This is a genomic window from Flavobacterium palustre, from assembly GCF_014639535.1.
GTDB classification, from domain to species: Bacteria; Bacteroidota; Bacteroidia; order Flavobacteriales; family Flavobacteriaceae; genus Flavobacterium; species Flavobacterium palustre.
The window spans coordinates 260,739-285,902 of record NZ_BMGA01000003.1 but is presented as its reverse complement, the minus strand read 5'-3'; the positions used below and the strand labels follow the sequence as shown (position 1 = coordinate 285,902).

General features: G+C 33.1%; 25 protein-coding genes. 8 read left to right on the top strand and 17 right to left on the bottom strand.

Annotation, left to right across the window (positions count from 1 at the left end; all coding sequences use genetic code 11):
- Positions 1 to 31: 31 nt before the first annotated feature.
- Positions 32 to 754, top strand: coding sequence for a CREC-EF hand family protein (locus tag IEV84_RS08225; protein ID WP_188493803.1), 723 nt, complete (start codon positions 32 to 34; stop codon positions 752 to 754).
- Positions 755 to 758: 4 nt separating this feature from the next.
- Here the strand turns inward: IEV84_RS08225 and IEV84_RS08220 are convergent, their stop codons facing one another.
- The 5 genes from IEV84_RS08220 to IEV84_RS08200 form a co-directional block, all read right to left on the bottom strand.
- On the bottom strand, positions 759 to 1,460 hold the full coding sequence (locus IEV84_RS08220; protein ID WP_188493802.1) for a DUF2971 domain-containing protein: 702 nt from the start codon (positions 1,458 to 1,460) through the stop codon (positions 759 to 761).
- 79 nt (positions 1,461 to 1,539) lie between these two features.
- Positions 1,540 to 3,369, bottom strand: coding sequence for an ABC transporter ATP-binding protein (locus IEV84_RS08215; protein ID WP_188493801.1), 1,830 nt, complete (start codon positions 3,367 to 3,369; stop codon positions 1,540 to 1,542).
- Positions 3,369 to 5,096, bottom strand: a complete 1,728-nt coding sequence (locus IEV84_RS08210; protein ID WP_188493800.1) for a phospho-sugar mutase — start codon at positions 5,094 to 5,096, stop codon at positions 3,369 to 3,371. Before IEV84_RS08210 ends, IEV84_RS08215 begins: the two co-directional genes overlap by 1 nt.
- 136 nt (positions 5,097 to 5,232) lie before the next feature.
- The gene (locus tag IEV84_RS08205) at positions 5,233 to 6,192 is read right to left on the bottom strand and encodes a glycosyltransferase family 2 protein (RefSeq protein ID WP_188493799.1); all 960 of its coding nucleotides are present in this window, start codon (positions 6,190 to 6,192) and stop codon (positions 5,233 to 5,235) included.
- Positions 6,193 to 6,197: 5 nt separating this feature from the next.
- The gene (locus tag IEV84_RS08200; RefSeq protein WP_188493798.1) at positions 6,198 to 6,731 is read right to left on the bottom strand and encodes a DUF4199 domain-containing protein; all 534 of its coding nucleotides are present in this window, start codon (positions 6,729 to 6,731) and stop codon (positions 6,198 to 6,200) included.
- Positions 6,732 to 6,969: 238 nt separating this feature from the next.
- Between IEV84_RS08200 and IEV84_RS08195 the strand changes: the two genes are divergently transcribed.
- From IEV84_RS08195 to IEV84_RS08185, 3 genes are all read left to right on the top strand, one after another.
- The gene (locus IEV84_RS08195) at positions 6,970 to 7,221 is read left to right on the top strand and encodes a type B 50S ribosomal protein L31 (protein WP_026714974.1); all 252 of its coding nucleotides are present in this window, start codon (positions 6,970 to 6,972) and stop codon (positions 7,219 to 7,221) included.
- A 130-nt stretch (positions 7,222 to 7,351) separates the two neighbouring features.
- Positions 7,352 to 8,527, top strand: a complete 1,176-nt coding sequence (locus IEV84_RS08190; RefSeq protein WP_188493797.1) for a GlmU family protein — start codon at positions 7,352 to 7,354, stop codon at positions 8,525 to 8,527.
- 192 nt (positions 8,528 to 8,719) lie between these two features.
- Positions 8,720 to 10,354, top strand: coding sequence for an ABC-F family ATP-binding cassette domain-containing protein (locus IEV84_RS08185; protein WP_188493796.1), 1,635 nt, complete (start codon positions 8,720 to 8,722; stop codon positions 10,352 to 10,354).
- A gap of 70 nt (positions 10,355 to 10,424) precedes the next feature.
- On the opposite strand, the gene IEV84_RS08180 is transcribed toward IEV84_RS08185, so the two are convergent.
- Complete coding sequence (locus tag IEV84_RS08180; protein ID WP_188493795.1) at positions 10,425 to 10,727, bottom strand: GNAT family N-acetyltransferase; 303 nt, start codon at positions 10,725 to 10,727, stop codon at positions 10,425 to 10,427.
- A gap of 268 nt (positions 10,728 to 10,995) precedes the next feature.
- On the opposite strand from IEV84_RS08180, the gene IEV84_RS08175 reads away from it, so the two are divergent.
- Positions 10,996 to 11,691, top strand: a complete 696-nt coding sequence (locus tag IEV84_RS08175; RefSeq protein WP_188493794.1) for a lipase family protein — start codon at positions 10,996 to 10,998, stop codon at positions 11,689 to 11,691.
- 84 nt (positions 11,692 to 11,775) lie between these two features.
- On the opposite strand, the gene IEV84_RS08170 is transcribed toward IEV84_RS08175, so the two are convergent.
- Positions 11,776 to 12,291, bottom strand: a complete 516-nt coding sequence (locus IEV84_RS08170; RefSeq protein ID WP_188493793.1) for a DUF2892 domain-containing protein — start codon at positions 12,289 to 12,291, stop codon at positions 11,776 to 11,778.
- 167 nt (positions 12,292 to 12,458) lie between these two features.
- Here IEV84_RS08170 and rpmH point away from each other — a divergent pair, with 167 nt between their 5' ends.
- Positions 12,459 to 12,620 (top strand): 50S ribosomal protein L34, encoded by a 162-nt coding sequence (gene rpmH, locus IEV84_RS08165; protein ID WP_008464848.1) that lies wholly within the window; start codon positions 12,459 to 12,461, stop codon positions 12,618 to 12,620.
- A gap of 162 nt (positions 12,621 to 12,782) precedes the next feature.
- Positions 12,783 to 15,638, top strand: a complete 2,856-nt coding sequence (gene carB / locus IEV84_RS08160) for a carbamoyl-phosphate synthase large subunit (protein WP_188493792.1) — start codon at positions 12,783 to 12,785, stop codon at positions 15,636 to 15,638.
- 496 nt (positions 15,639 to 16,134) lie between these two features.
- On the opposite strand, the gene IEV84_RS08155 is transcribed toward carB, so the two are convergent.
- The 10 genes from IEV84_RS08155 to IEV84_RS16510 form a co-directional block, all read right to left on the bottom strand.
- Entirely contained in the window at positions 16,135 to 16,584 is a 450-nt protein-coding gene (locus tag IEV84_RS08155; RefSeq protein WP_188493791.1) for a hypothetical protein, read from the bottom strand.
- A gap of 184 nt (positions 16,585 to 16,768) precedes the next feature.
- Positions 16,769 to 17,359: a hypothetical protein gene (locus tag IEV84_RS08150; RefSeq protein ID WP_188493790.1), complete on the bottom strand. Its 591-nt coding sequence runs from the start codon at positions 17,357 to 17,359 to the stop codon at positions 16,769 to 16,771.
- A gap of 575 nt (positions 17,360 to 17,934) precedes the next feature.
- Complete coding sequence (locus tag IEV84_RS08145) at positions 17,935 to 19,911, bottom strand: KUP/HAK/KT family potassium transporter (RefSeq protein WP_188493970.1); 1,977 nt, start codon at positions 19,909 to 19,911, stop codon at positions 17,935 to 17,937.
- A gap of 118 nt (positions 19,912 to 20,029) precedes the next feature.
- Complete coding sequence (locus IEV84_RS08140) at positions 20,030 to 21,352, bottom strand: hypothetical protein (RefSeq protein ID WP_188493789.1); 1,323 nt, start codon at positions 21,350 to 21,352, stop codon at positions 20,030 to 20,032.
- Entirely contained in the window at positions 21,342 to 21,488 is a 147-nt protein-coding gene (locus tag IEV84_RS08135) for a hypothetical protein (protein WP_188493788.1), read from the bottom strand. The genes IEV84_RS08140 and IEV84_RS08135 overlap by 11 nt, the downstream gene beginning before the upstream one ends.
- 32 nt (positions 21,489 to 21,520) lie before the next feature.
- The gene (locus tag IEV84_RS08130; protein ID WP_188493787.1) at positions 21,521 to 21,973 is read right to left on the bottom strand and encodes a sensor of ECF-type sigma factor; all 453 of its coding nucleotides are present in this window, start codon (positions 21,971 to 21,973) and stop codon (positions 21,521 to 21,523) included.
- 20 nt (positions 21,974 to 21,993) lie between these two features.
- The gene (locus tag IEV84_RS08125; RefSeq protein WP_188493786.1) at positions 21,994 to 22,410 is read right to left on the bottom strand and encodes a hypothetical protein; all 417 of its coding nucleotides are present in this window, start codon (positions 22,408 to 22,410) and stop codon (positions 21,994 to 21,996) included.
- Positions 22,411 to 22,443: 33 nt separating this feature from the next.
- Positions 22,444 to 22,986 carry an RNA polymerase sigma factor gene (locus IEV84_RS08120; protein ID WP_188493785.1) on the bottom strand — a complete coding sequence of 181 codons (543 nt, stop codon included), beginning with the start codon at positions 22,984 to 22,986 and terminating at the stop codon, positions 22,444 to 22,446.
- A 61-nt stretch (positions 22,987 to 23,047) separates the two neighbouring features.
- Entirely contained in the window at positions 23,048 to 24,160 is a 1,113-nt protein-coding gene (locus IEV84_RS08115; RefSeq protein WP_188493784.1) for an SRPBCC family protein, read from the bottom strand.
- Positions 24,161 to 24,416: 256 nt separating this feature from the next.
- Positions 24,417 to 24,605 carry a hypothetical protein gene (locus tag IEV84_RS16510; protein ID WP_229732639.1) on the bottom strand — a complete coding sequence of 63 codons (189 nt, stop codon included), beginning with the start codon at positions 24,603 to 24,605 and terminating at the stop codon, positions 24,417 to 24,419.
- A gap of 80 nt (positions 24,606 to 24,685) precedes the next feature.
- Between IEV84_RS16510 and IEV84_RS08110 the strand changes: the two genes are divergently transcribed.
- Positions 24,686 to 25,075 (top strand): pyrophosphohydrolase domain-containing protein, encoded by a 390-nt coding sequence (locus IEV84_RS08110; protein ID WP_188493783.1) that lies wholly within the window; start codon positions 24,686 to 24,688, stop codon positions 25,073 to 25,075.
- Positions 25,076 to 25,164 lie beyond the last annotated feature (89 nt).

Below are 25,164 nucleotides of genomic sequence, written 5' to 3'. Positions count from 1 at the left end.
ACATTTGAAAATATTTTAATAACAGATTTGTATGAAAACACTAGCTGTAGCCTTGATAAATATTAGCATATTACTTTTGGTAAGTTGTAAAAAAGATGTAGAAAAGCCTAAAGTGATTTATAATTCTAGCAATAATGATAAGTCGATTACTAAAATAGATTCGACTCAGATTGCGATTGCTGATTTACCAATTCAAATGGAGGGAACGAATTATTTAATTCATCCTGTTGGCGATTTAAGAGTGTATGAGAAAGGAACAAAAGTAAAATACGGTTCATCAAGTGTAATCGACTTAAGTTTTACGGTTTCTAATCTGGGTGATGATGAAATTACAGGGTATTTGCAAAATTTAAAGTTTCAAAAAATAGATTCTGATTCGATACAATCATTGACTGATAAACCAGCTTTGATTTTGACAGTTACTTATTTAAAAGCGATTGCTGAAAAAAACAATAAGCAAATTTTAGTATATACCATGTATGATGTGGATACTAATAAGGATGGGAAATTGGATACAAGTGATATTAAATCTTTGTATTTAAGTGATATTAGCGGAGCGAATTTTACTAAAATATCGGCTGATTTTCAGGAGTTAATTGACTGGAATTTAATCGAATCTAAAAACCGTTTGTATTTTAGAACCGTTGAAGATACCAATAAAAACGGGCAGTTTGATAAAAATGATGTAGTGCAATACGGTTACATCAATTTATTAGCTAAAGATTGGGAAGTAGTGAATTACGAACCGATTTAATGGTTTAAATCAAAATATCACTTTCTAAATCGGATTTTTCAATTGTAAAATCAAATCCTAATTCCTTTACTAACTGAATTACAAGGTTTTTGTACCAGTTCTCTGATTTGGGATGAATGTAGATTTTTTCAATTAACTGATTAATATCAACATTGATTTTTAAACCATCATTGAGTTTAATTTTTCCATCAGTAACATCGGTAATGATGCGAACTTCTCGTTCGTACTGAAAACTTTTTCGTTTAAACAAAAAAGGGAAGAATAAATCATCAAAAGGAATGTATTCTTTTTTGTAATCAATATAATTTACCTCGCCTATATATTGTTTGAAATTATGCTCAGGATGCAGGGCTTTTTGTAATCTGCTAATGGTGGATTGAATGGCAAGACCTTCGCTGTTTTGTGTGAAAATTTGCCACATAGCGAAAGATTCGTATTCGTTGATATGCCAACTGCTAATGGCTACTTTTTCGCGATGTGTTTTGTAATAATTGATAAATTCAGGATTGTCAATGGCTAATTTCTTGATTTCTTCATAAGTAGGTTCGCTAAACGTTCCTTCGTATTGATCCTCAAACTTGTCTGAACGGGACATGAATAATTTTTGCGAAAGCAATAAATCTAAAAATTTGGATAAATCTAAATACTTCCAGACTATTGTTTCAGTATCTTCCGGAAGTTTGATATTTGGATTATTGTGATACATTGTTTTTAGATTTAAAGTTTCATAAAGGTATTATTCGTTTTTTGAATCTAAAACAAGATGATATTAAATTATTAATTATTTATTCAAAAGATTGCATCGAAACTAATTTGTTGTAAGTACCGTTTAAAGCAATTAATTCTTCGTGGGTTCCCTGTTCAACAATTTTTCCTTTTTGCATGACAACAATCAAATCGGCTTTTTGAATGGTAGAAAGACGGTGGGCAATAACAATAGAAGTGCGGTTTTGCATCATGTTTTCCAAAGCCACTTGTACAAATTTTTCACTTTCGGTGTCCAAAGCTGATGTGGCTTCGTCCAGAATCATAATTGGTGGGTTTTTTAGAACGGCACGTGCAATCGATAAACGTTGTTTTTGACCTCCGGAAAGTTTGTTTCCGCTATCGCCTACATTAGTGTAGATTCCTTCAGGTAAATCTTTTATAAATTCATAAGCATTGGCAATTTTTAAAGCTTCAATAACTTCTTCGTCGGTTGCATCTGGTTTTCCTAAAGTAATGTTGGCTTTGATGGTGTCGTTAAACAAAATCGAATCCTGAGTAACCAGTCCCATTAAACTTCTTAAGGATTTTAATTTAACGTCTTTGATGTCAAGACCATCGATGGTGATTTTGCCTTCGTTAACATCATAAAAACGGGTCAGTAAATTGGCAATCGTACTTTTTCCGGAACCCGATTGGCCTACCAAAGCTACTGTTTTTCCTTTTGGGATTTCCAGTGTAAAGTTGTTCAGAACATTTTCTTTTTTGTATCTGAAATTAATGTTTTCCAGTTTGATTGAATTGTTAAAAGTATCTTTTTCAACTGCATTTGCCTCGTCAACAATAGTGTTTTCCTGTTCCATTAAGGTAAAGACTCTTTCTGCGGCAGCTAATCCTGATTTTACCTGATACGAAGCTTTAGAAACCGCCTTAGCCGGAGTCAAGATGGTATAGGCAAGTGCGATATAAGTAATGAAAGTTGCCGAAGTGATGGAGTGATCTTCAACAACCAGTTGGGCACCAAACCATAATAAAACAGCAATGGTTACAATTCCTAAAAACTCACTCATAGGAGATGCTAAATTGTTTTTGTTTCCAATACTATTCGAAAGATGTAAGAGACGATCAATCGAGTTATTGAATTTTCCGATAAAAGATTCTTCGGCATTATAGCCTTTTACCACTTTTAATCCTCCCAGAGTTTCGTCTAAAATAGAAATAAAAATACCATTTTCGTTTTGAGCTTTTATGGATTTGGCTTTTAGGTTTTTTCCAATTCTTGAAATGATAATTCCTGCCACCGGAATAAATACTAAAACAAACAATGAAAGTTTTGGACTGATGATGAACATCGTTGCAATCGAAAAAATGATAGTCAATGGTTCTTTTACTACCAATTCTAAAACCTGAAAAAAGGAATTTTGAACGTCATTGATATCACCCAGCATACGAGCCATCACGTCTCCTTTTTTCTTCTCAGAATAGTAGGATATAGGTAAGTTAATGATGGTTGAATATAATTTTTTTCTTAAATCTCTCAAAACACCGGTTCTTAAACGGGTAACATGATAAGAAGCAAAATAATTGGTGATGTTTTTTAAAAAGGCGGTAATGATGATAATTGAAATAACAAATAATAACATAATCTTGAATCCGTAAAGGTCAGTAAGTGTTGTCATTTGGTAATTCAGGAAATCTCCGCTGTATTTTTTAAGACTTCCAATTCCTTCGTATTGAGGTTCTATGTATAATTTTTTATCAATTCCAAAAAGTACATTCAGAGTAGGTATCATTGATACCATCAGCAAAGTGGAAAACAATGCGTAAAATATATTAAAAAACACATTTAGATAAATGTGTTTTTTATAATTTGAAACAAAAGGAATTAGTTTTTTTATGTTGATATCCATTACTTTAATTGCATTTCAGAAATTATAGCAGCAATTTTTTGATCTAAATAAGCTTCTACTTCGTTAAAGTTTTCTACAGCATCTAATTCAGTGTTTACACTGATGTAGAATTTAATTTTTGGTTCTGTTCCACTTGGTCTGGCGCAAATTTTAGAACCATCTTCAGTGTAATAAATCAATACATTTGATTTTGGCATATCCATTGTAGATTCGGAACCATCAAGTAAGTTTTTAGCAATTGATGAATCGTAATCTTCAATCATAACCACGCGTTGACTGTTGATTTCTTTTAATGGATTTTCTCTTAAATCAATCATCATCTGGTTGATTTCCTGTAGGCCTTCCATTCCTTTTTTAGTCAATGAAACCAAATATTCTTTGTAGAATCCGTGGTCAACATAAAGATTTAGTAATTCTTTGTAAACCGTGCTACCGTTAGCTTTTGCCTGAGCGGCAACTTCGCAAATTAATAAAGTTGCTGCAACCGCATCTTTGTCACGAACAGCATCACCTACCATGTATCCAAAACTTTCTTCACCACCACCAATGAATTGTAGTTCGGGGAAATCTTTAATCATTTTGGCAATCCATTTGAATCCGGTTAATCCTACTTTAAACTGAACACCATAAGCAGAAGCCAATTCCATAATCATAGGAGTAGAAACAATCGTAGAGCCTACAAATTGTTTTCCGTTGATTTTACCCGCTTGTTTCCATTTTTCCAATAAAAAGGCAGTCATTAAAATCATCGTTTGGTTTCCGTTTAGCAAAGTCATTTTGCCTTCGTTATTTCTAACGGCAATTCCTAAACGATCACAATCCGGATCCGTACCAATAACAATATCGGCGTTGGTTTTGTCAGCAAGTTCCAGAGCTAAAGTTAAGGCTTCCGGTTCTTCAGGATTAGGAGATTTTACAGTTGGGAAATCTCCGTTTGGAACTTCTTGTTCTTTAACAATTTGTACGTTTTTGTAACCTGCCTGAGCCAGAGTTTCAGGAGTAACAGTAATCGAAGTTCCGTGTAAAGAAGTGAAAACAATGTTTAGATTGTCTTTTGCTTCTTGCGGTGTGTTAAAACTAGCATTTTCAACAGTCGATTTGATGAAAGCCTGATCGACTTCCTGGTCAATATACTGAATCAAATCTTCATTAGCGTCAAATTTGATTTCGTTATAATTCAATTTCTCGATAGCATTAATAATCGCTTCGTCTTCAGGAGGTACAATTTGTCCGCCGTCTTGCCAGTAAACTTTATATCCGTTGTATTCCGGTGGATTATGCGAAGCAGTAAGAACAATTCCGCATTGACAACCAAGATGTCTCAATGCAAAAGATAATTCCGGTGTTGGTCTTAAATCAGAGAATAAATAAACCTGAATCTCATTGGCAGAGAAAACATCGGCAACAATTTTAGCCAGTGATTTACTGTTATGACGACAGTCAAAAGCAATAACCGCTTTTATAGGTTGGTCAGGAAAAACAGATTTTAGATAGTTTGAAAGTCCTTGTGTGCTTTTTCCAAGTGTGTATTTGTTGATTCGGTTGTTTCCTACACCCATAATCCCTCGCATTCCGCCAGTTCCAAATTCAAGGTTTTTGTAGAAACTTTCTTCGACTTCTTTAGGTGAAGTAGCTACTAATTTGTTAAGAGCTTCTTGGGTTGTAGCATCAAATATAGGGCTTTGCCATTCTTTAACAGCATCTAAAATGTTTTGTTTCAATTCCATTTTTTGTCGCGTTTTTAGATTCTAGTTTTTATAATCAGTTGTTTTTAGTTTTTTATAATGCGTTGTTTTAAAACGACTATTTTATTCGAAATATAAGAAATAAATAGATTTGTATTGTGTTGATAATGAGTTTTAATTACAAGAAATTAATTTCATTAGAAATTTTATATCTCTCTTCGTTGTTTTTAGTGCGTAAAATAATTTCGCCTAAAAACCCCGCTAAAAATAATTGTGTTCCTAATATCATTGTTGTTAATGCGATGTAAAACCAAGGATTGTTAGTTACTAAGCTATAACGCATGTTGTTGTACATGTGATATAATTTGGAAAAACCAATGTATCCTGCCAATAAAAAACCGATAATAAACATCAAAGAACCAATGGCTCCAAATAAGTGCATAGGTCTTTTTCCAAATCGGGACAGGAACCAGATGGTAATTAAATCAAGGAAACCGTTGATAAAACGTTCCATACCAAATTTAGTCTCCCCGTATTTTCTGGCCTGATGTTGCACTACTTTTTCGCCAATTTTTCCAAATCCGGCATTTTTTGCTAAAACCGGAATGTATCGGTGCATTTCACCTGAAACTTCAATGTTTTTTACAACGACATTTCTATAGGCTTTTAATCCGCAATTAAAATCATTCAATTCAACACCAGAAGTTTTTCGGGCAGCCCAGTTAAATAATTTTGACGGAAGATTTTTAGCTACAACTGAGTCATAACGTTTCTTTTTCCATCCGGAAACCAAGTCGAATTTTTCTTTGGTAATCATTTCGTATAATCCCGGAATTTCATCGGGACTGTCCTGTAAGTCGGCATCCATAGTAATGATAACATCACCTTGTGCTTTTGCAAAACCAGCATGTAAAGCCTGAGATTTTCCGAAATTTTTCATAAATCGGATTCCTTTTACATGAGCGTTTTCAGCAGCAAAGCCCTGAATGATAGACCATGAATCATCTGTACTTCCGTCATCCAGAAAAATAATTTCATACGAATAACGGTTTTCCTGCATTACTTTAATAATCCAGCTGTAAAGTTCTTTTAGAGATTCTTCTTCGTTAAGAAGAGGTATTAGGATAGATAAATTCATCGATTTTATGCTTGTGATGTGGGTTTGCTTTTAAAGAAAGCAGCTAAAATTAATCCGAAAATAGTGCAGAAAACAATATTAGATAAAGAACCTTTTAAGAGTCCTGCGACTGAGAATTGGTCGTTTTCTTTTAAATCTGCAATTGCCTTGTTGATTCCTTCTGCCGGAGCATTGAATTTCTCCATTGCAGTAATCATGTATTTAATAGTTAGTTCTTTAACAGTGTCTTTAGCAGCTGGGTCGATAAGATTAAATAATATAATATTGAATATTACTGAAATCGCGATTCCTATTAAAGCAGAAATAAAATAAGTAGTAAATGCGTCTTTGAAGCTGAAAATACCTTGAAGTTCTTTTTTGGTTTTTATCAATAATATAATGGCAATGATTAAATACAGCGCTAAATTGAAAAAACCAATCCACGGTGATGTGAATAAATTTAAGTCAATAGTGTAGATTAAAGTGGTAATTAAAACAGAGGTAAAACCAGTGATAATACCAAAAGTAATCCCGTTTTTTTTGATAGTTTCATGAATCATTGTTCGATGCTTTCAATTGAGCAACAAATATAGTAATTCCCTCTATATTGGAGCGTAAAAAACTGTTTTTAGCACTTTGGATAAAAAAAAGAAATAAACATTTGTTTATTGAAAAATAATTGTATTTTTGCATCCTCAAAATAATAGTTAAAAATAAAAAGTTATAATTAATTTATACCTTTTCTGAAAAGGAAAGCTTCAAAATGAGTTATAACCAAACAAATAAAAAAGATTCAAGATGAAAAAAGGTGTACACCCAGAAAATTACAGATTAGTTGCTTTTAAAGACATGTCTAATGACGACGTTTTTATCACTAAATCTACAGCAGAAACTAAAGAAACAATTGTACACGAAGGTGTAGAATATCCAGTTGTAAAAATGGAGATCTCTAGAACTTCTCACCCTTTTTACACAGGTAAATCTAAACTTATCGATACTGCAGGACGTATTGATAAATTCAAAACTAAATACGCTAAACACATTAAATAATTTTAATTTGTTTTTAAATAATAGATTAAGCCTTCCATTTGGAAGGCTTTTTTATTTTTATCTCTTTGAAAACTTTGTAACTTTGGCATCGGTTTTTGTAAGAAACCGCAATTAATAAAAAGAAAACTCTATGAATTATATACTTTTTGATGGTCCGGCCCGTAACGCTTTGTTGCCATTTACTTTTACACGCCCCGTAGCGGATATTTTGATTGGAATTATGACTATTCGCCAAAAATGGGAAAGGTATTTGGGTTCTACCATCACTACTTTAACCGAAGAATATTTATCTGCTAAATATCCAATGGTGGAATTAGAGGAAAATGTAATGATTAATGCTTCTTTTTTGCCAAATGATGTTTTGGCTGAAATGGTTTCTAATTTAGAACCCAATCAGGCAATTTTTAAGGGAGAAGAAGTAATTGCTTTTTTTACAAATGACAGTCAGGAAGAGGTTGATTTTGACAATTACGAAATTATCGAATACAACGAGGATTGTTTGACGGTGATGAATACCTGGGATATTTTTTCTAAAAATGACGCTGCTATTCGTGAAGATTTTGAGTTTTTAACCGAAGACAGAAAATCGCAACCAATTCCACAAAGTGTCAATGTTATTTCATCTGAGAATGTTTTTATTGAAGAAGGAGCGCAATTGGAATTTGTAACTTTAAATGCTTCAACCGGACCCATATATATAGGAAAGGATACTTTGATAATGGAAGGTTCTTTAATTCGCGGACCTTTTGCATTGTGTGAAGGTGCTGTTGTTAAAATGGGAGCCAAAGTTTATGGAGCTACAACAGTTGGAACTTATTCTAAAATTGGGGGTGAAATCAATAATTCGGTTTTATTTGGGTATTCGAATAAAGGACATGAAGGGTTTTTAGGGAATTCGGTTTTAGGAGAATGGTGTAATATAGGAGCTGATAGTAATAATTCGAATTTGAAAAATAACTATGACGAAGTGCGATTGTGGAGTTACGAAACCGAAGGTTTTGCTAAAACGGGGTTGCAGTTTTGCGGGTTAATGATGGGGGATCACAGTAAATGCGGGATCAATACCATGTTTAATACCGGGACAGTTGTTGGGGTGAGTTCGAATATCTTTGGAAGTGGCTTTCCGCGTAATTTTGTTCCAAGTTTTTCCTGGGGAGGAGCTGCAGGTTTTACAATTTATGTAACTAAAAAAGCTTTTGAAACGGCTAAATTGGTCATGGGAAGAAGGAATATTGAATTTGATGAAAAAGAAGCTGCTATTTTAGAGCATGTTTTTGAGGAAACTAAAAAGTGGAGAAAAGAATAATTGAATAATGAAATTCGAAAATAATTTAACCGCAAATTCGCAAATTTTTTAATTAGTGAATTTGCGGTTTTTAGTTTTTTAGAAAGTTAAATTACAATTGTCTAATTCTTTAATTAATTTATCTTTGCACTTTTAAAATTTTTAGGACTTTGAATCTTCTAACTTCAAACTCCCAACTTCTAACTTTATATAATGATTACAATTAATGATATTTCGGTTCAATTTGGTGGGACAACACTTTTTAGCGATGTTTCTTTTGCTATCAATGAGAATGATAAAATAGCCCTAATGGGTAAAAATGGTGCGGGAAAATCAACTTTACTGAAAATTATAGCCGGAAATTCTAAGCCTTCAACAGGAAGTATTTCGGCTCCTAAAGATGCGGTTATTGCTTATTTGCCACAGCATTTATTGACTGTTGATGGTGCTACGGTAATGGAAGAAGCTTCGAAAGCTTTCTCTGAAGTTTTTAAAATGAAGGCCGAAATTGACGAAATCAATGAGCAATTGACCATTCGTACGGATTATGAAAGCGACGATTATATGAAATTAATCGAGCGTGTTTCGGATTTAAGTGAGAAATTCTACGCTATCGAAGAGGTGAATTATGAGGCGGAAGTAGAAAAAGTTTTGAAAGGATTGGGGTTTGTTAGTGAAGATTTTATACGTCAAACATCGGAGTTTTCAGGAGGATGGAGAATGCGAATAGAATTAGCTAAAATTTTATTACGCAAACCGGATTTGATTTTGCTGGATGAGCCTACCAACCACATGGATATTGAAAGTATTCAATGGTTAGAGGATTTTCTAATTAATTCTGCTAAGGCGGTTGTGGTGATTTCTCACGACAGGGCTTTTGTTGATAATATTACCAATCGTACTATTGAGGTTACGATGGGGAGAATTTATGATTATAAGGCGAAATATTCTCATTATTTAGAATTGCGTAAAGACCGTAGAATTCATCAGCAAAAAGCTTATGATGAGCAACAAAAAATGATTGCCGACAACCGTGCTTTTATCGAGCGTTTTAAAGGGACTTTTTCTAAGACTGATGCGGTTCAGTCGCGTGTCAGAATGTTGGAGAAATTGGAAATTGTTCAGGTTGATGAAGTAGATACTTCGGCTTTGCGATTGAAATTTCCGCCTGCAGCCCGTTCAGGTCAGTATCCTGTTGTGGTTAAAGATTTGGCTAAATCTTATGGAGATCATGTAGTGTTTAAAGATGCTAATATTGTTATCGAAAGAGGACAAAAAGTAGCCTTTGTAGGTAAAAATGGGGAAGGAAAATCGACTATGATTAAGGCTATCATGAAAGAAATAGGGATTGATGGTGGAAGTTTAGAAATTGGTCATAATGCGCAAATTGGGTATTTTGCACAAAATCAGGCTTCGTTGTTAGATGAAAATGCAACTATTTTTGAAACGATTGATAGTATTGCGGTGGGAGATATCAGAACCCAAATCAAAAATATTTTAGGAGCCTTTATGTTTCAGGGTGATGATATTACTAAGAAGGTAAAAGTGCTTTCCGGAGGTGAGAAAACCCGATTGGCAATGATTAAATTATTGTTGGAACCGGTAAACTTATTGATTTTGGATGAGCCTTCAAATCACCTGGATATGAAAACTAAGGATATTATTAAAGACGCCTTACGTGATTTTGACGGAACTTTAATCCTTGTTTCTCACGACCGTGATTTCCTTGATGGATTGGCGACTAAAGTTTTCGAATTTGGAAACAAAAGAGTAGTGGAACATTTTGAGGATATTACCGGTTTCTTAGCTCACAAGAAAATGGATAGCATGAAAGAAATAGAAAAATAATTTTTCTGAAATAAATTGTATAAAGGTGTAAGTTGATTCTTATGCCTTTTTTATTGGTTTTATATGCAGATTAAATTCTAATTCCGGGAGGAAGTAATTCTTTGTAGGAAATGTTTTTTTTGAAAAACTGCACAATTCTGGGGTAGGTAGGAACCACTTTTAAACGTTGTTCAATGGCATTTTCTAAAATGGTTTTGATTAGATTGTCAATGAATTTTTCGTTGTTGAATGTTTCAGGAGTGTTTATTTTGGTGAGGAATATTTTTCTTTCCTGTATAGAATATTCGACAGTGATTATTCCTTCCGGGGTTGTGGTTTCAAATTGTCTGGCAAAAGTATTGTCTTTGATTTCGGGAGATGCAATTGTTTCCATAATTTTTTATTTGTTTTTAATTCCGGTTAAAAAGAATTGTGTGCAACGGTGTTTTTGAGAAATACTCATTTTGTAAAAGCGAATGTCTTTTATTGGGGATTTAATAAAGGAATTGGGAAATGCAAAGTTAAGTATTTGATAATCAAAATAAAATGTTTTTGGGTTCTCATTTTGTATCATTGTGATAAAAGAATATTTTCTTATTAGGTGGGCTTTGTAAAAAACTTTAAATTAGTTTTTTTAGTAAAATGAAATTTGAAATCCAATTATGAGTAAAATCCCTGTGTATTTTATGCCCGGACTGGCAGCGAATCCTTTAATTTTTGAAAGGATTAAGCTGGATGAAACTCTTTTTGATGTTTATTATTTAGAATGGGAAATTCCGGAAAAAGAGGAATCGCTGGAGGATTATGCAAAGCGATTGGTGTTAAAAATAAAAGAAGAAAATCCGGTTTTAATTGGGGTTTCTTTTGGGGGGATTTTAGTTCAGGAAATGGCAAAACATATTTCAGTTAGAAAGTTGATTATTATTTCGAGTATAAAAACCAATTTAGAATTGCCAAAAAGATTGCAATTTATCAAAAAAACAAAACTGTATAAGTTGGTGCCAATTAGTTTGCTGTTGGGTTTTGTTAAGTTAGTGCAATTGATTTCAGGAGAGAAAACGAAGCACAAAATGCAGCTGTATGAAAAATTTCTTTCGGTGCGGGATGAGCGTTATTTAAAATGGGCATTTGAAAAGGTGTTGTTGTGGAATTGCCCGGTAGCTAATGAAAAAGTGATTCATATTCATGGAAGCAGAGATGAGGTGTTTCCGGTCAAAAATATAAAAAACTGTATTGTTGTAGCAGGCGGGACGCATGTGATGATTTATACGAAGTACCGATGGTTTAATGCTAATTTGGCTAATATTATTCTAGGAAAAAATTCCAATGGAGAAATTCCAAATTCCAATTTTTATTGATTGTGGTTATGTGGTTTTCTTACTGATAAAAAAATCCAAACTCTTTTGGAATTTGGATTTTTAGTATTGTTATTTTAGAAAAATTTAGATTTTCTTCATTTGTTCTTTCATCATTGCGATTTGTTCTTTCAACATTCCTTGTTTGTCCAGTTTTTTTACTTCGCTGATCAAATTAGTAGCTTCTAATTTTCTTCTGCGTGACAAAGCAATTCCAGCTAGGTTTAATTTGGCTACAGCCAAATCCATATCCATAGACAGACCTAATTCGATTGCTTTTTTGAAATATTTCTCAGACTGATTGATATTTGTTTGCGAAAGCATAATTCCGTGAAGGTAATTAAAGTATCCTTGTTGCTTTCTGATTAATGCTGATTCAGGATTTTTAATATGTGAAAGCCATTTTTGAGCACCTTCAAAATCCTGTTTTCTTAGTTTTAAGAAAGCCAATAAGATGAATTCGTTTCTATAATAAAGAAAAACCGGGATTACAGTAAGTAATAGTAAGAAGATTCCGTTTCCGATATTGTTCTCTGTGAATTGCCAAATGCTTGTAATTACGATAAGTCCGGCAATAATAAGTTTGATATTCTTGTTTAACATGATGGGTATATAATTTGTGTTTGCAAATATAGTAAAAGGAATTAAAAATATTTTTATAAAACTTCTTGCCAGAAAAAAAAGTCTTTGTATATTTGCACTCGGTTTAGAAATAGCCACCACAACAAAAAATAAAAGATACCAATAATAAGATTTAAAGATACAAAGCAATGAGCAAAAGAACGTTTCAACCATCGAAAAGAAAAAGAAGAAATAAACACGGATTTATGGACAGAATGGCTTCTGCAAATGGAAGAAAAGTTCTTGCGCGTAGAAGAGCTAAAGGAAGACATAAATTAACTGTTTCTAGCGAACCTAGACACAAAAAATAATGTTTGTATAAACATCAATAAGGGCGTTACTTTTTTTAGTACCGCCCTTTTTTATACCTTGTCAGAAATAAAACTCAAACTTAAGATTTATAGTGAGTTGCATCATTTTGAAATTAAGAATGAGAAATAAAAAAAACTTGAAAAAACAATAATTACATCATAATGCCAAAAGACACTTCAATAAAATCAGTTTTAATTATAGGTTCAGGTCCTATCGTTATTGGTCAAGCTTGCGAATTTGATTACGCAGGATCACAATCAGCACGTTCTATTCGTGAAGAAGGAATTGAGGTTATCCTAATCAATTCGAACCCTGCTACAATTATGACCGACCCTTCTATGGCGGATCATATTTATTTGAAGCCTTTAACTACTAAATCGATCATTGAAATCCTAAAAGAGCATCCGCAAATTGATGCTGTATTGCCTACAATGGGAGGACAAACAGCTCTTAACTTGTGTTTAGAGGCTCAGGAAAAAGGAATTTGGGACGATTTTGGAGTACGATTGATTGGTGTTGATGTAAATGCTATTAATATTACTGAAGACAGAGATCAGTTTAAAGACCTTTTAAAGAAAATCGGAGTGCCTACAGCTCCTGCTGAAATTTGTACTTCTTATTTAAGAGGAAAAGAAATTGCTCAGGAATTTGGTTTCCCATTAGTAATTCGTCCTTCATTTACTCTTGGAGGAACCGGAGCTGCTATAGTTTACAAGCCGGAAGATTTTGACCGTTTATTAACAGCTGGTCTTGAAGCCTCACCAATTCACGAAGTTTTGATTGACAAAGCTTTGATGGGATGGAAAGAATACGAATTAGAGCTTTTAAGAGATAAAAATGATAATGTTGTAATTATCTGTTCTATCGAAAATATGGACCCAATGGGAATCCATACGGGAGATTCGATTACAGTAGCGCCAGCGATGACATTGTCGGATACTACTTTCCAAAAATTACGTGATTACGCTATCCTGATGATGCGTAGTATCGGTAACTTTGCCGGAGGATGTAACGTACAGTTTGCCGTTTCACCGGATGAAAAAGAAGATATCGTAGCGATTGAAATCAACCCTCGTGTATCCCGTTCATCAGCATTGGCTTCTAAAGCTACAGGTTACCCAATTGCTAAAATCGCTTCTAAATTAGCTTTAGGTTACAACTTAGACGAATTACAAAACCAAATTACAAAATCAACTTCTGCTTTGTTTGAGCCAACATTGGATTATGTGATTGTGAAAATCCCACGTTGGAACTTCGATAAATTTGAAGGTTCAGACAGAACTTTGGGACTTCAAATGAAATCAGTAGGTGAGGTAATGGGTATTGGACGTTCGTTCCAGGAAGCTTTACACAAAGCGACTCAATCATTGGAAATCAAGAGAAATGGTTTAGGAGCTGACGGAAAAGGTTATACTAACTACGAGCAAATCATTGAAAAATTAACTTATGCAAGTTGGGATCGTGTTTTTGTAATTTATGATGCTATCGCAATGGGAATTCCATTGAGCCGTATCCACGAAATTACTAAAATCGATATGTGGTTCCTGAAACAATACGAAGAATTACATACACTTGAGAAAGAAATTGCTAAATATACAGTTGCTACTTTGCCAAAAGAATTGTTGCTTGAAGCGAAACAAAAAGGTTTTGCCGACAGACAAATTGCGCACATGATGGGATGTATGGAAAGTGAAGTACACGCTTTGCGTATGACAATGAACATTAGTCGTGTTTTCAAATTGGTTGATACCTGTGCGGCTGAGTTTAAAGCTAAAACACCATATTACTACTCGACTTTTGAGGCTGAAATTGAAAAAGCCGACGGAAGCCGTTATGTAGATAACGAAAGTGTTGTTACTGACAGAAAGAAAATCATTGTTTTAGGTTCAGGACCAAACCGTATTGGACAAGGAATTGAGTTTGATTATTCTTGTGTTCACGGAGTTTTGGCTTCTAAAGAATGTGGTTACGAAACTATCATGATCAACTGTAACCCTGAAACGGTTTCGACTGATTTTGATACAGCTGATAAATTATACTTCGAACCGGTATTCTGGGAGCATATTTATGATATCATCCAACACGAAAAACCTGAAGGTGTTATCGTTCAGTTAGGAGGACAAACAGCCTTGAAATTAGCTGAGAAATTATCTAAATATGGTGTAAAAATCATCGGAACTAGTTTTGATGCACTGGATTTAGCGGAAGACAGAGGTCGTTTCTCTGATTTATTGACTGACTTGAAGATTCCTTTCCCTAAATTCGGAATTGCTGAAACAGCAGATGAAGCTTCGGCTTTAGCTGATCAACTGGATTTCCCATTATTGATTCGTCCTTCTTATGTATTAGGTGGTCAGGGAATGAAAATTGTAATCAACAAGCAGGAATTAGAAGAACATGTTGTGAACTTGCTAAAAACAATTCCGGGGAACAAATTGCTTTTAGATCACTATCTTGATGGAGCTATCGAAGCGGAAGCTGATGCAATTTGTGACGCTGATGGTAATGTTTATATCATCGGAATTATGGAGCACATTGAGCCTTGTGGAGTTCACTCAGGAGATTCTAATGCGACATTGCCTCCATTTAACTTAGGGGAGTTTGTAATGCAACAAATCAAAGATCATACACAGAAAATTGCTGTAGCTTTGAAAACAGTTGGTTTAATCAACATCCAGTTTGCTATCAAAGACGATACGGTTTACATTATCGAAGCGAATCCTAGAGCTTCCCGTACGGTTCCTTTTATCGCAAAAGCTTACGGTGAGCCTTATGTGAACTATGCTACTAAAGTAATGTTAGGACACAATAAAGTAACTGACTTTGATTTCAACCCACAATTAAACGGATTTGCAATCAAACAACCGGTATTCTCTTTCAGTAAATTCCCGAATGTAAACAAAGCTTTAGGACCTGAAATGAAATCTACAGGTGAAAGCATCTTGTTTATTGAAGACTTGAAAGACGATCAATTCTATGAATTGTACTCCAGAAGAAAAATGTACTTGAGTAAATAAAGGTTTTAAAATCTCAATAAATAAAATTCCAAATTCCAATAAAATGGGATTTGTATATTAAAAAAGCTCCAATTTGGAGCTTTTTTTTTGTTTATAATGTTGCTAAGCTTTGCGTATTTCTGAGCGATTGATTTTTACACAATATTGTCATTGCGAAGAATGAGGAATCTCTACTAGTAACTCGACAAAGTTGATCATTGTAGCGGGTACGGATTGTAAATTCGCACTATCGGGTTTCTGTTAAATACGAGCCTTTTGCTAGTGCGAGCGTCACGCTCGTACCCGTTCCTGTGTTTTTTTATTTTCGATGTGTGCACGAGCGTGACGCTCGCGCTAGCTTGGGAGGAACGAAGCAATCTCAGCCAGTAACTCGACAAAGTTAATCATTCATTGTGCGGGTACGAGTTGGAAATCCTCGCTGTCAGTGTTTAATTTTTCTTTGTGGGCACAAGCGTGACGCTTGCGCTAGCTGGGGGCTGGATTGTTTCGTATAATTTTATTCAGATTTCAGCCATTTTTCATTGTTTATTTTCTGATAAATTTTCAATGAATTTTTATATGCTTTGACTTTGGGATTTTTTTTATCACTTCTCAATAATTCAATATATTCTTCTTGTGTTAAATTAAAGTCTGAAAAAATTGGCTCTGGATAGTCTTCTCCATATATTTCGCTATACGTAGGTTTTCTATATTTTTCAAATTTACTAAAATACTTTTCTTTAAGGATATTATGAAAGAAACGAAATACCATAATACAAGCCATAAAAACTCCAAAAAAAATTACAGCCGACAGATAATATAAAAAAAGATTAAATTCAAAATATGACAGAATTTTTATTCTTAACATATGAAGAAGACAAAAGATAGCAAATCCAATTATAAGAAGCAGTATACCATACAAATAATCAATAATATCGTAAATTGAATGTTGTGTTTTTTTATTCATATATTGTTTTTATTTGTCTGATTTTATGTTAACTAGTACGTACCTAATGTTCTCGCGCTAAAGCGGGTTTGGGACTAAATTAAGCCCATTATTCGGATTTGCCAAATCTCCCAAATACAAAACCATATTTAAATTAAGCCAAATGCCCAAATCTCTTGTAGCAAGTGTTGGTAGTAGTTCTTTTTTATTTCCAACTATTTTGTTTAAATGAATCCAAGATATTCAAATAGTTTAATAATGCGCCTGCTAATGCAGAAAGTTCATTTGCATATGGTTCATTACTACCTTGGTATTGTGTAATTCCTGAATGAAATGTTGTATGCATTACATTATTAAATTTAGCTAAAGTTTCTTCATTAATAAATTGAGAATAATTGAAAAGTAAATCGATATTGCTTTTGTCTAATAAGAACGTGTATTGAAAGTACTCAAACCAATTATTAAATTGAATCATATTCCCGTTCCAGTAAGGAGATGGTAAGTCTCTCAATTTTATATTTGAACAAATAGCTGTGAAAACTGTAAAATCGGGTAATTCTTTAGGGATATTTTGATATGTCGATTTTAAACAAATATCTTTATAAATAATAGAACTCATTGCTTCAAGATGTAATAATCTATTATTTATGACTGCTTCAACTTTTTTCTTAGAACTCTCTTCTTTTAAATAAACTATGTAATAATAAAAAATGGTGGATGTCATTAATGCTATAGAAATATTGTAGAATATATCACCGATTTCAAATGCTAGATTAAATATTTCAGAATAATTCATAAACCACAATTTATAAAGTAAAATATAAAGTGTTGATATGCAGAATATCATTACAACTCTATGTTTTTCAATAAATTTTATCATATTCGAGAACGATTTTTTAGATTCTATTTTTTGCAATGTTTATAAATTTTAATTTCCAACGTTATTTTAGGCTGTAAATTTCCGTTTCTTCGGCTGAATTACTGCCAACTTGTATATATACGCTATAAAGTAGCGCCTATACACCTAAAATAGGGTAGATTATCGAAACTTTACTACGTTTTATCTTTTTTCCAAATATAGAAAATAATAGCTACAAACTTACAAAACGCAAATTTTCTTTATTTTATCTCATTTTATGCTCCGACCAGTAAAATAAGGCTTCGGAAGCAAAAAGAATGCCTTGATACGAGCTTCGAACTATCTTTGTATGTTTATTTTATCTATTTAATCTGTGGTGATCTGTTTAACTCCGTGTAATCTGTGTGTCAATAATTTAATTGATTTATTAGAAACTATAGTCATAAAAATAGAAAAGCGATTGAGAATAATATATTCCACAATCGCTTTTGTATTTTAACAGGAGTAAATTTCTAAAGATGTATTTCTCTCGGTTCTAAACGTGTTAAGTCCATGTTTTCCGGTGTGTGAAGAATCATTGGGAATTTTTCTATTTTCACCGAACTGCTGTCTAATCCAAAAGCACTTTCTTCGGATAAACTTAGTTTTTTAATCAGGAAATACGAATTCATGATGATGTTTTCGTGCCATTTTAGGTCATTGTCATTCGATAAAAATTTCTCAGAAAGAACAAATTTAAAGTCGCCAATAATATTGTTTTTGCTCAATGATTCATAACGGCTTCTAATATCTACTTCGCCATTTTTAACCATGTCTTTAATCACTTCTTTGAATAAAAGATTGATTTTAGTAGGCTCTCTAAAGCCCAGATTGAAATCAACACGATACAAATCGTCTTTGCGTATTTCGGTTACTCGGTATTCGGTTTTATAAGGTTCAGTTAGGATATTTACGTGTACAAACCAATAAATATCGGCTCGTTTTGGTCTTTTTTGAAGAATAGAATACATTACTTTTTCTTCAATTTCATCGACTCTTCCGGCATTGGTCATATACACTAAATGCGTAGCGTATTTTGGAATCGTTAAGTCGGTACTCAGTTCGCTTAATACTTTGATGTAATCCTGAACTTTTACAATTTTAGTATAGCTTTTGGTAATTTTTTTGGCTGTAAACCAAATTGACATTATCGAAATTAAAACAATTGCAATAATTAAGGTTACATAACCTCCGTCGGCAAATTTGGTAATATTAGCTGCTAAAAAACTTAATTCGATTAATAGGTAAATGGTAATCAGTGGTACCATAAAGTACAATTTTACCCTTTTCATTATCAAATAAAAATTAAGTAAAATAGTGGTCATGATCATACATAAAATGATGGCTAAACCATAAGCATGTTCCATGTTGCTGGACTCTTCAAAATGCAGAACGATTCCCACACAACCAAGGAATAATAACCAGTTTATTGACGGAATGTACAATTGTCCCTGTAATTCGGTTGGGTAATTGATTTTTACTTTTGGCCAGAAATTCAATCGCATGGCTTCGTTGATTAATGTAAACGAACCGCTTATTAAGGCTTGAGAAGCAATTACTGCCGCAGTAGTTGCAATGACAATCCCAAATGGCTGAAACCAGTCGTCCATTATTAAGTAGAAAGGATTTCCGTTTTTTCCGCCTAAACTTTGCAATGTTTCTCCTTCGTTAGTAATAAGGTAAGCTCCTTGTCCAAAATAGTTTAAGACTAAAGTTGATTTAACAAAAAGCCAGCTGATGCGGATGTTTTTTCTTCCGCAATGTCCCATGTCTGAATAAAGGGCTTCGGCTCCAGTGGTACATAAAAAAACAAATCCCAGTACAAAAAAACCGTCCGGATGAATGGTCAGTAAATGATAAGCATAATAAGGATTGAATGCTTTAAAAACTTCGGGGTGTTTTGCTATTTGAATGACACCTAATATTCCCAGCATACTGAACCAGATAAACATCATTGGGGCAAAAAATTTCCCCACTAATTTTGTTCCAAATTGTTGTATGGTGAAAAGTACAAACAAGATTCCGATAACAATAGGTACCGTATTTATTTCAGGATAATACGTTCTAATTCCTTCTACGGCTGAGGATACTGATACTGGAGGAGTGATGATTCCATCGGCCAGTAAGGCACTACCTCCAATGATGGCGGGAACAATGAGCCATCTGATTTTGGTTTTTTTGACTAAAGCATATAAGGCAAAAATTCCACCTTCGCCGTGGTTATCGGCATTTAAAGTAATAATAACATATTTGATGGTAGTTTGTAATGTCAGCGTCCAAAATACGGCTGATATTCCTCCTAAAACTTCATCTGCATTGATAGTGTGAGTTCCTAAAATGGCTTTCATTACGTACAATGGCGAAGTACCAATATCACCATATATAATTCCTAATGTAATTAATAAGCCTCCTAGCGTTAATTTGCTGTGTAAAGTTCTGTGTGCGCTCATGAATAATTTGGTAAAGGCATCAAATTTACTCATTTTTAAGTAATTCAAAACTTATTTATTTTAAAAAACAAAAAAACACGACCAATTGATCGTGTTTTAATAATAGAACTTTATTTTGTTAGATTCTTCGGTTATTATTTCTGGAAGAATTGTTGTTTTCCTGATTAGAACTTCTGCTTCTGCCTGCTTCAGCTCTTTGCGGAGCAGCAGCCGGAGTACTTGGTCTTGAAAATGTTCCTCTGTTTTGACTGTTGTCTCTTGGACTTTGAGCTGCTCTTTGTGAACTGCTTTCTTGTCTTGGGGCATAAGATCTTGTTGAAGGACTTTGCTGTGGCGATGCGTTTTGTCTCGAATTGGCCGAGTTGTTTTGATTGTAGGTTCTGTCGGATCTGTTTTGACTTGTATTTCCTCTGGAATAATTATTACTATTGTTATTGTTATTGAACGTTCTGTTAGTAGCTTTTGAGCTGTTGTTTTCTCTGTTGCTGTTTATATTGTTATTTTGATTGTAGTTTCTCGATGGGGCGTTTTGTTTGGAATCTGCAATTCGGTTATTAGTATAATCTCTTGTTGTATTTTGTCTTGATGAAGAAGTATTGGCTCTGTTTTGAGTGTAATCTCTTTGTGTTTCTCTTCTTTGCGGAGCATTGTACTGTCTTCCTGTTGTATTTCTGCCCGGATTATAGTTGCTGTATCTTGAACCTCTTCTTTGATCCAGTTCATAACGGTTAGAGTAGTTGCTGTATCTTTTTGAAAAAGCATAGTTTGGATAACGTCTTTCGTAAGCATTAGCACGTCTGGTGTTGTAAATAGAAATGGCAATGTTGCTTCTTCTGTAACTTACGTAATTGTAATAGTTGTTGAAATTTACACACAAATTAATGTTGTTTCTGTATCTGTATATAGGATACGGTCTCCAGGCGTAATAATACGACGGGTAGTAGTTCCAATACCAATTAGATACATAAGGACGGTAATTTGTTGCCCAAAATGAAGCGTAAATTAATGGTGTGGAATAATAAACAGGTTCGTAAATGTAATTAGGACCATACATGTATTCGTTACCAATAAATTGTACTTGTACGCTATTATTGTTTCTTTCAATATCGATTGTTGCTACATCCTGATAAACATCACGATCTAAAACCGACTGAATAATTACCACGTGAGTATTGTATTCTACGGTTTCTATAACACGCAGGTAATCGACTTCATTATCATTGTTTAAATCCAGATTTGAAATTTGAAGCTCAGGATCGTTTAAACGTCTTTCAAAATCTTCCAGATTTCTGGATTCTCCAAAAATGGATGCAACCGCTCTTAAGTCGAGATTATCACTAATTTCATTACTCATTGCGTTTACAGAGCTTCTGTTTTGAGCTTCTGTTTGTATGCTCAAAAAAGAAGCTATTAAGCTTAAGAATATTATTTTATTTTTCATGGCGACTGTATTTTACATTTGATAATTTGCAATATCCAATTACTGTGCCAATTAATTTAAACTGCTTTTTGTATTGGTAAGATGCGGTATAATAACGTGTAAAATCAGATTGTAGTATAAATGCAAAAGCCGTCATTTTAGACGGCTTTTACGGTGTTTTTTGAATGTTTATTTTCTTTTAGATCTGTCTCCGTATTGTTGGAGTAATTTTCGATTAAAATCGTCTTCGGCTTTTTTTAATTTAATGATTTTTGTTGCCGGCAGAATAGTTCTTAAACTTTTACTGAATTTTTTTCGCAATAAAAATAATTCCTCATCTGTGGCTTCCATTTGCGAAAGCAGCAAAGCAGCATCTTTTTCACTCATTTTGCTTAGTGCATCATCGCTGAACTTATGCTTATACGTTTTCATTTTTTGATGCCTTATTTCAAATTGCTTGTTGTCATAAGCATTGTAAAGTGGCCAGAATTTTTCTGATTCCTGAGAACTCAAATTGAGCTCGGTAGTTAAAAAAGCAACTTTTAAGGATTTAATTTGTTCTTTTTTATCGTTGAAGTTTTCCTGAGCATAAAAGCTCAAAGAAAATAATAATAGCAGGGGTAAAAACTTTTTGAAATTCATCTTCTTCATTTTTTATAATATTATTCAATAATATAATGTTCTAAATTGTTGTTGTTAATTAAAATATCCTCTATGGTTTTGTCTTCTAAGACAATATTGGTGTTGTTAATGTTATCAATATCTTCTTCATCCAGTTCGTTTATTAAATCATATTGATTTACATTAGACTGATAGCTTAAATAATTTTCTAAAGTTACTGTGTCAATTTCATTGGAGCCACTCGCATTTTTTATTAGTGTAGGTATAGCTAAAGCCAAAACAAAAACAGCCGCGACCATCATAATAATTGTTTTCTTTTTTTGGAACAGTGAGATGGTTTTAGGTTCGTTTTTAGGCAATTGTTCGAGTAGATTTGCCGAAAATTTGTCAAAAAAATCATCAGGTGTTTTGAATCCTGATTCGATTTTAGGGTTTGTATTTAATTTGAATTCTTTCATGATAGCTATTTGACTAAATTAAATGTAAAAGGTTTAATTTACGGTTAAAAGTGCTTCGATTTTTTTTACGGCATGATGGTAAGAGGCTTTTAGCGCACCTACTGATGTGCCTAGGATTTCGGATATTTCTTCGTATTTTAATTCTTCAAAATATTTCATTTTAAATACTAATTGTTGTTTTTCGGGAAGAGTTGCAATGGCTTTGTGTAATGCAATCTGAATGTCATTTCCGTCAAAATAAACGTCAGCTTTAAGGTTGTCTATTGCTTTGTTTTGCAGGCTTTCGGATGAAATTCCGCTTTTTCTGGCTTTTTGATTTAAAAATGTCAAAGCTTCATTAGTAGCAATGCGGTACATCCAGGAAAATAATTTGCTTTCGCCTTTAAAGTTTTTAAGATTTTGAAAAACTTTAATAAAGGTGTTTTGTAAAACATCGGCAGCATCATCATGATCTAAAACAATGTTACGAATATGATTGTACAGTGGTTTTTGATAGGTATGCAACAATTTTTGAAAAGCATCGTTTTGCGTTTTCGGATTTAATAATTGTTGTATGAATTCCTTTTCGTCCAGCAAGTTTTTTATTGGGTTAGATGCAATAAGTACTTATAAGGTTTAATCGTTAAAAAAAGATTTTTTAAAATTCGGATTCTTCTTCAGGTTTTGTATGAGATTCTACAGGCGAACTTTCAATTGTTTCAACCGCTTTATAAGTTTGTACCGGAGGAACTACTTTCGGGACAATAGGGATATAAACTTCAGTAAGCCATTTAGATGGGTTTTTGATTTCATTTTTCCCTGAAGCATAAATTTCTAAATGAGAAAAAATAGGATTTGGAGTTAATTTGTTTTGATTTAGGTAGTTTTTTGTCTTAGCATAAGCAGCCTGCAGGTGTGAATAATCACCTGTTAAGCTGGTTTTGGCGGCTTCAAAAGCATCTAACTTTCCGGCTACAATATCACTACCGGCACTTAAAAATATAGCATCTTTAATACTTACTCCAATTGTGATTTTAGCAAGACCTTTTGCAGTGTCAAAAGTGTGGTAAAGAATAAACGGTTTTCCGTTGATTACAATATTATTTTTTTCGCAAAATGTAGTAAGTTTTGGAATTACAATTTTGAAGTTTTTGTTTATTTTGACTAGTTCACTATTGAAAGTTTGACCAATATAATTCATAATTGGTTTTTTAACGACACCGTTGTTCACTGTCGAAAAAGTATTTATTTCATAATCTAATGCCTTGTCAAGATTAACCAGGCTTTTTTCGTAAATAGTTCCGATAATTTTATCAGCACCACCATTTAAAGCAGCATAAATTTTAAAGAAAAAGCTCATTTTTCCTTTGGTTTTCCAAGTAACTTTTGTACCGCCAATGGTATCTTTGAAATTCCAGTAAACAGTTGAGTTAGTTCCTTCAAATTGCATCGATTGTACGATACTGTCGTTTTCGATGATTCTGATAGTTTTCATTTCTCCGGCACCGTCTTTTCCTTCCCAAGAGAAAGAAGCTCCTTTTCCAATAGTATTTTTAGGATAGTTAACTTTTATTTCCGGATCTTCGGATGTCCATGAACCAAAATCACTCCAATTTCTGTAATCATTCACATAATTATAAACCGATGTTTTGGGAGAATTAATAATCTTACTTCTTTCTACAAGGAAATCTCCTTTTTGTGTAGCAACGAAAATAGATAATGCAACTAAGCTAAGTAAAAATAAAAGAAAGATATATTTTAAAATTCTCATAATAAATTGATTATTTTCTGTTGTAAAGTTAGAAATTTTATCAATATCCGAAGCTATTAGCGTGAAAATTATAAAAAAAGGTCTTTAGATGCTGAAAAAGAAAAGAATTATTGAATTTTTCCTAATTCAATTTTGAGTTGAGATAATGAAAAAAGCAGTCAGGAAGTTATTTGTTTAAATTAACTAATTGTTTTTGTGTGTGTTGTGTTTTGTGTGTTCTTAATTTAATCTAAAAGCTGAGGCGAAAAGATTCAGGTTAATGTTTAAAAAATATTTTAATCAGAAATAAAATTCCAATGAAAATAAAGAAACCAATTAAGATTTTGTAATTTCCTTTGTAAAATATTTTGTGTGTTTTGATGTCTTTTCGATAAGAAATAATCATAATGATAACAAAAGCAATAACAAAACAGAGTGCAAATAATAATTGTCCTTGGCTAAACATAATTTTAAAAATTTATTGCAAAAATAGTCAAATGTTTAGGATTAGTTACTAATTTGCGTTTCATTTAATTCATAATAATTATGCAAAAGCAAATCAATTCGGTAAAAGAATTTCATACAGCATTCGGAATTGGTCACAGCGAAAATCCTGTTGCCGATTTAGGAGAAACAAAAAACACACTTCGTTATCATTTGATGAAAGAAGAAAATGAAGAATATCTGGAGGCGGTTAAAAATAATGATTTGGTTGAAATTGCAGATGCTTTGGGCGATATGATGTATATTTTATGCGGAACAATTATTGAGCACGGACTTCAGGATAAAATTGAAGCTGTTTTTGATGAAATTCAGAGAAGTAATATGAGTAAACTGGGTGAAGATGGGAAACCTATTTATCGTGAAGATGGAAAAGTAATGAAAGGTCCCAATTATTTCAAACCTGATTTTTCTAAAATATTAGGTGATTTTTAAGAAATTTTCCACCCTTTAGTGACGGAGAAAAAGAAAATTTTGTTTTAAATAAATCTTAGCAGTTATAATAAAAAAAGCGATTTTCAAAT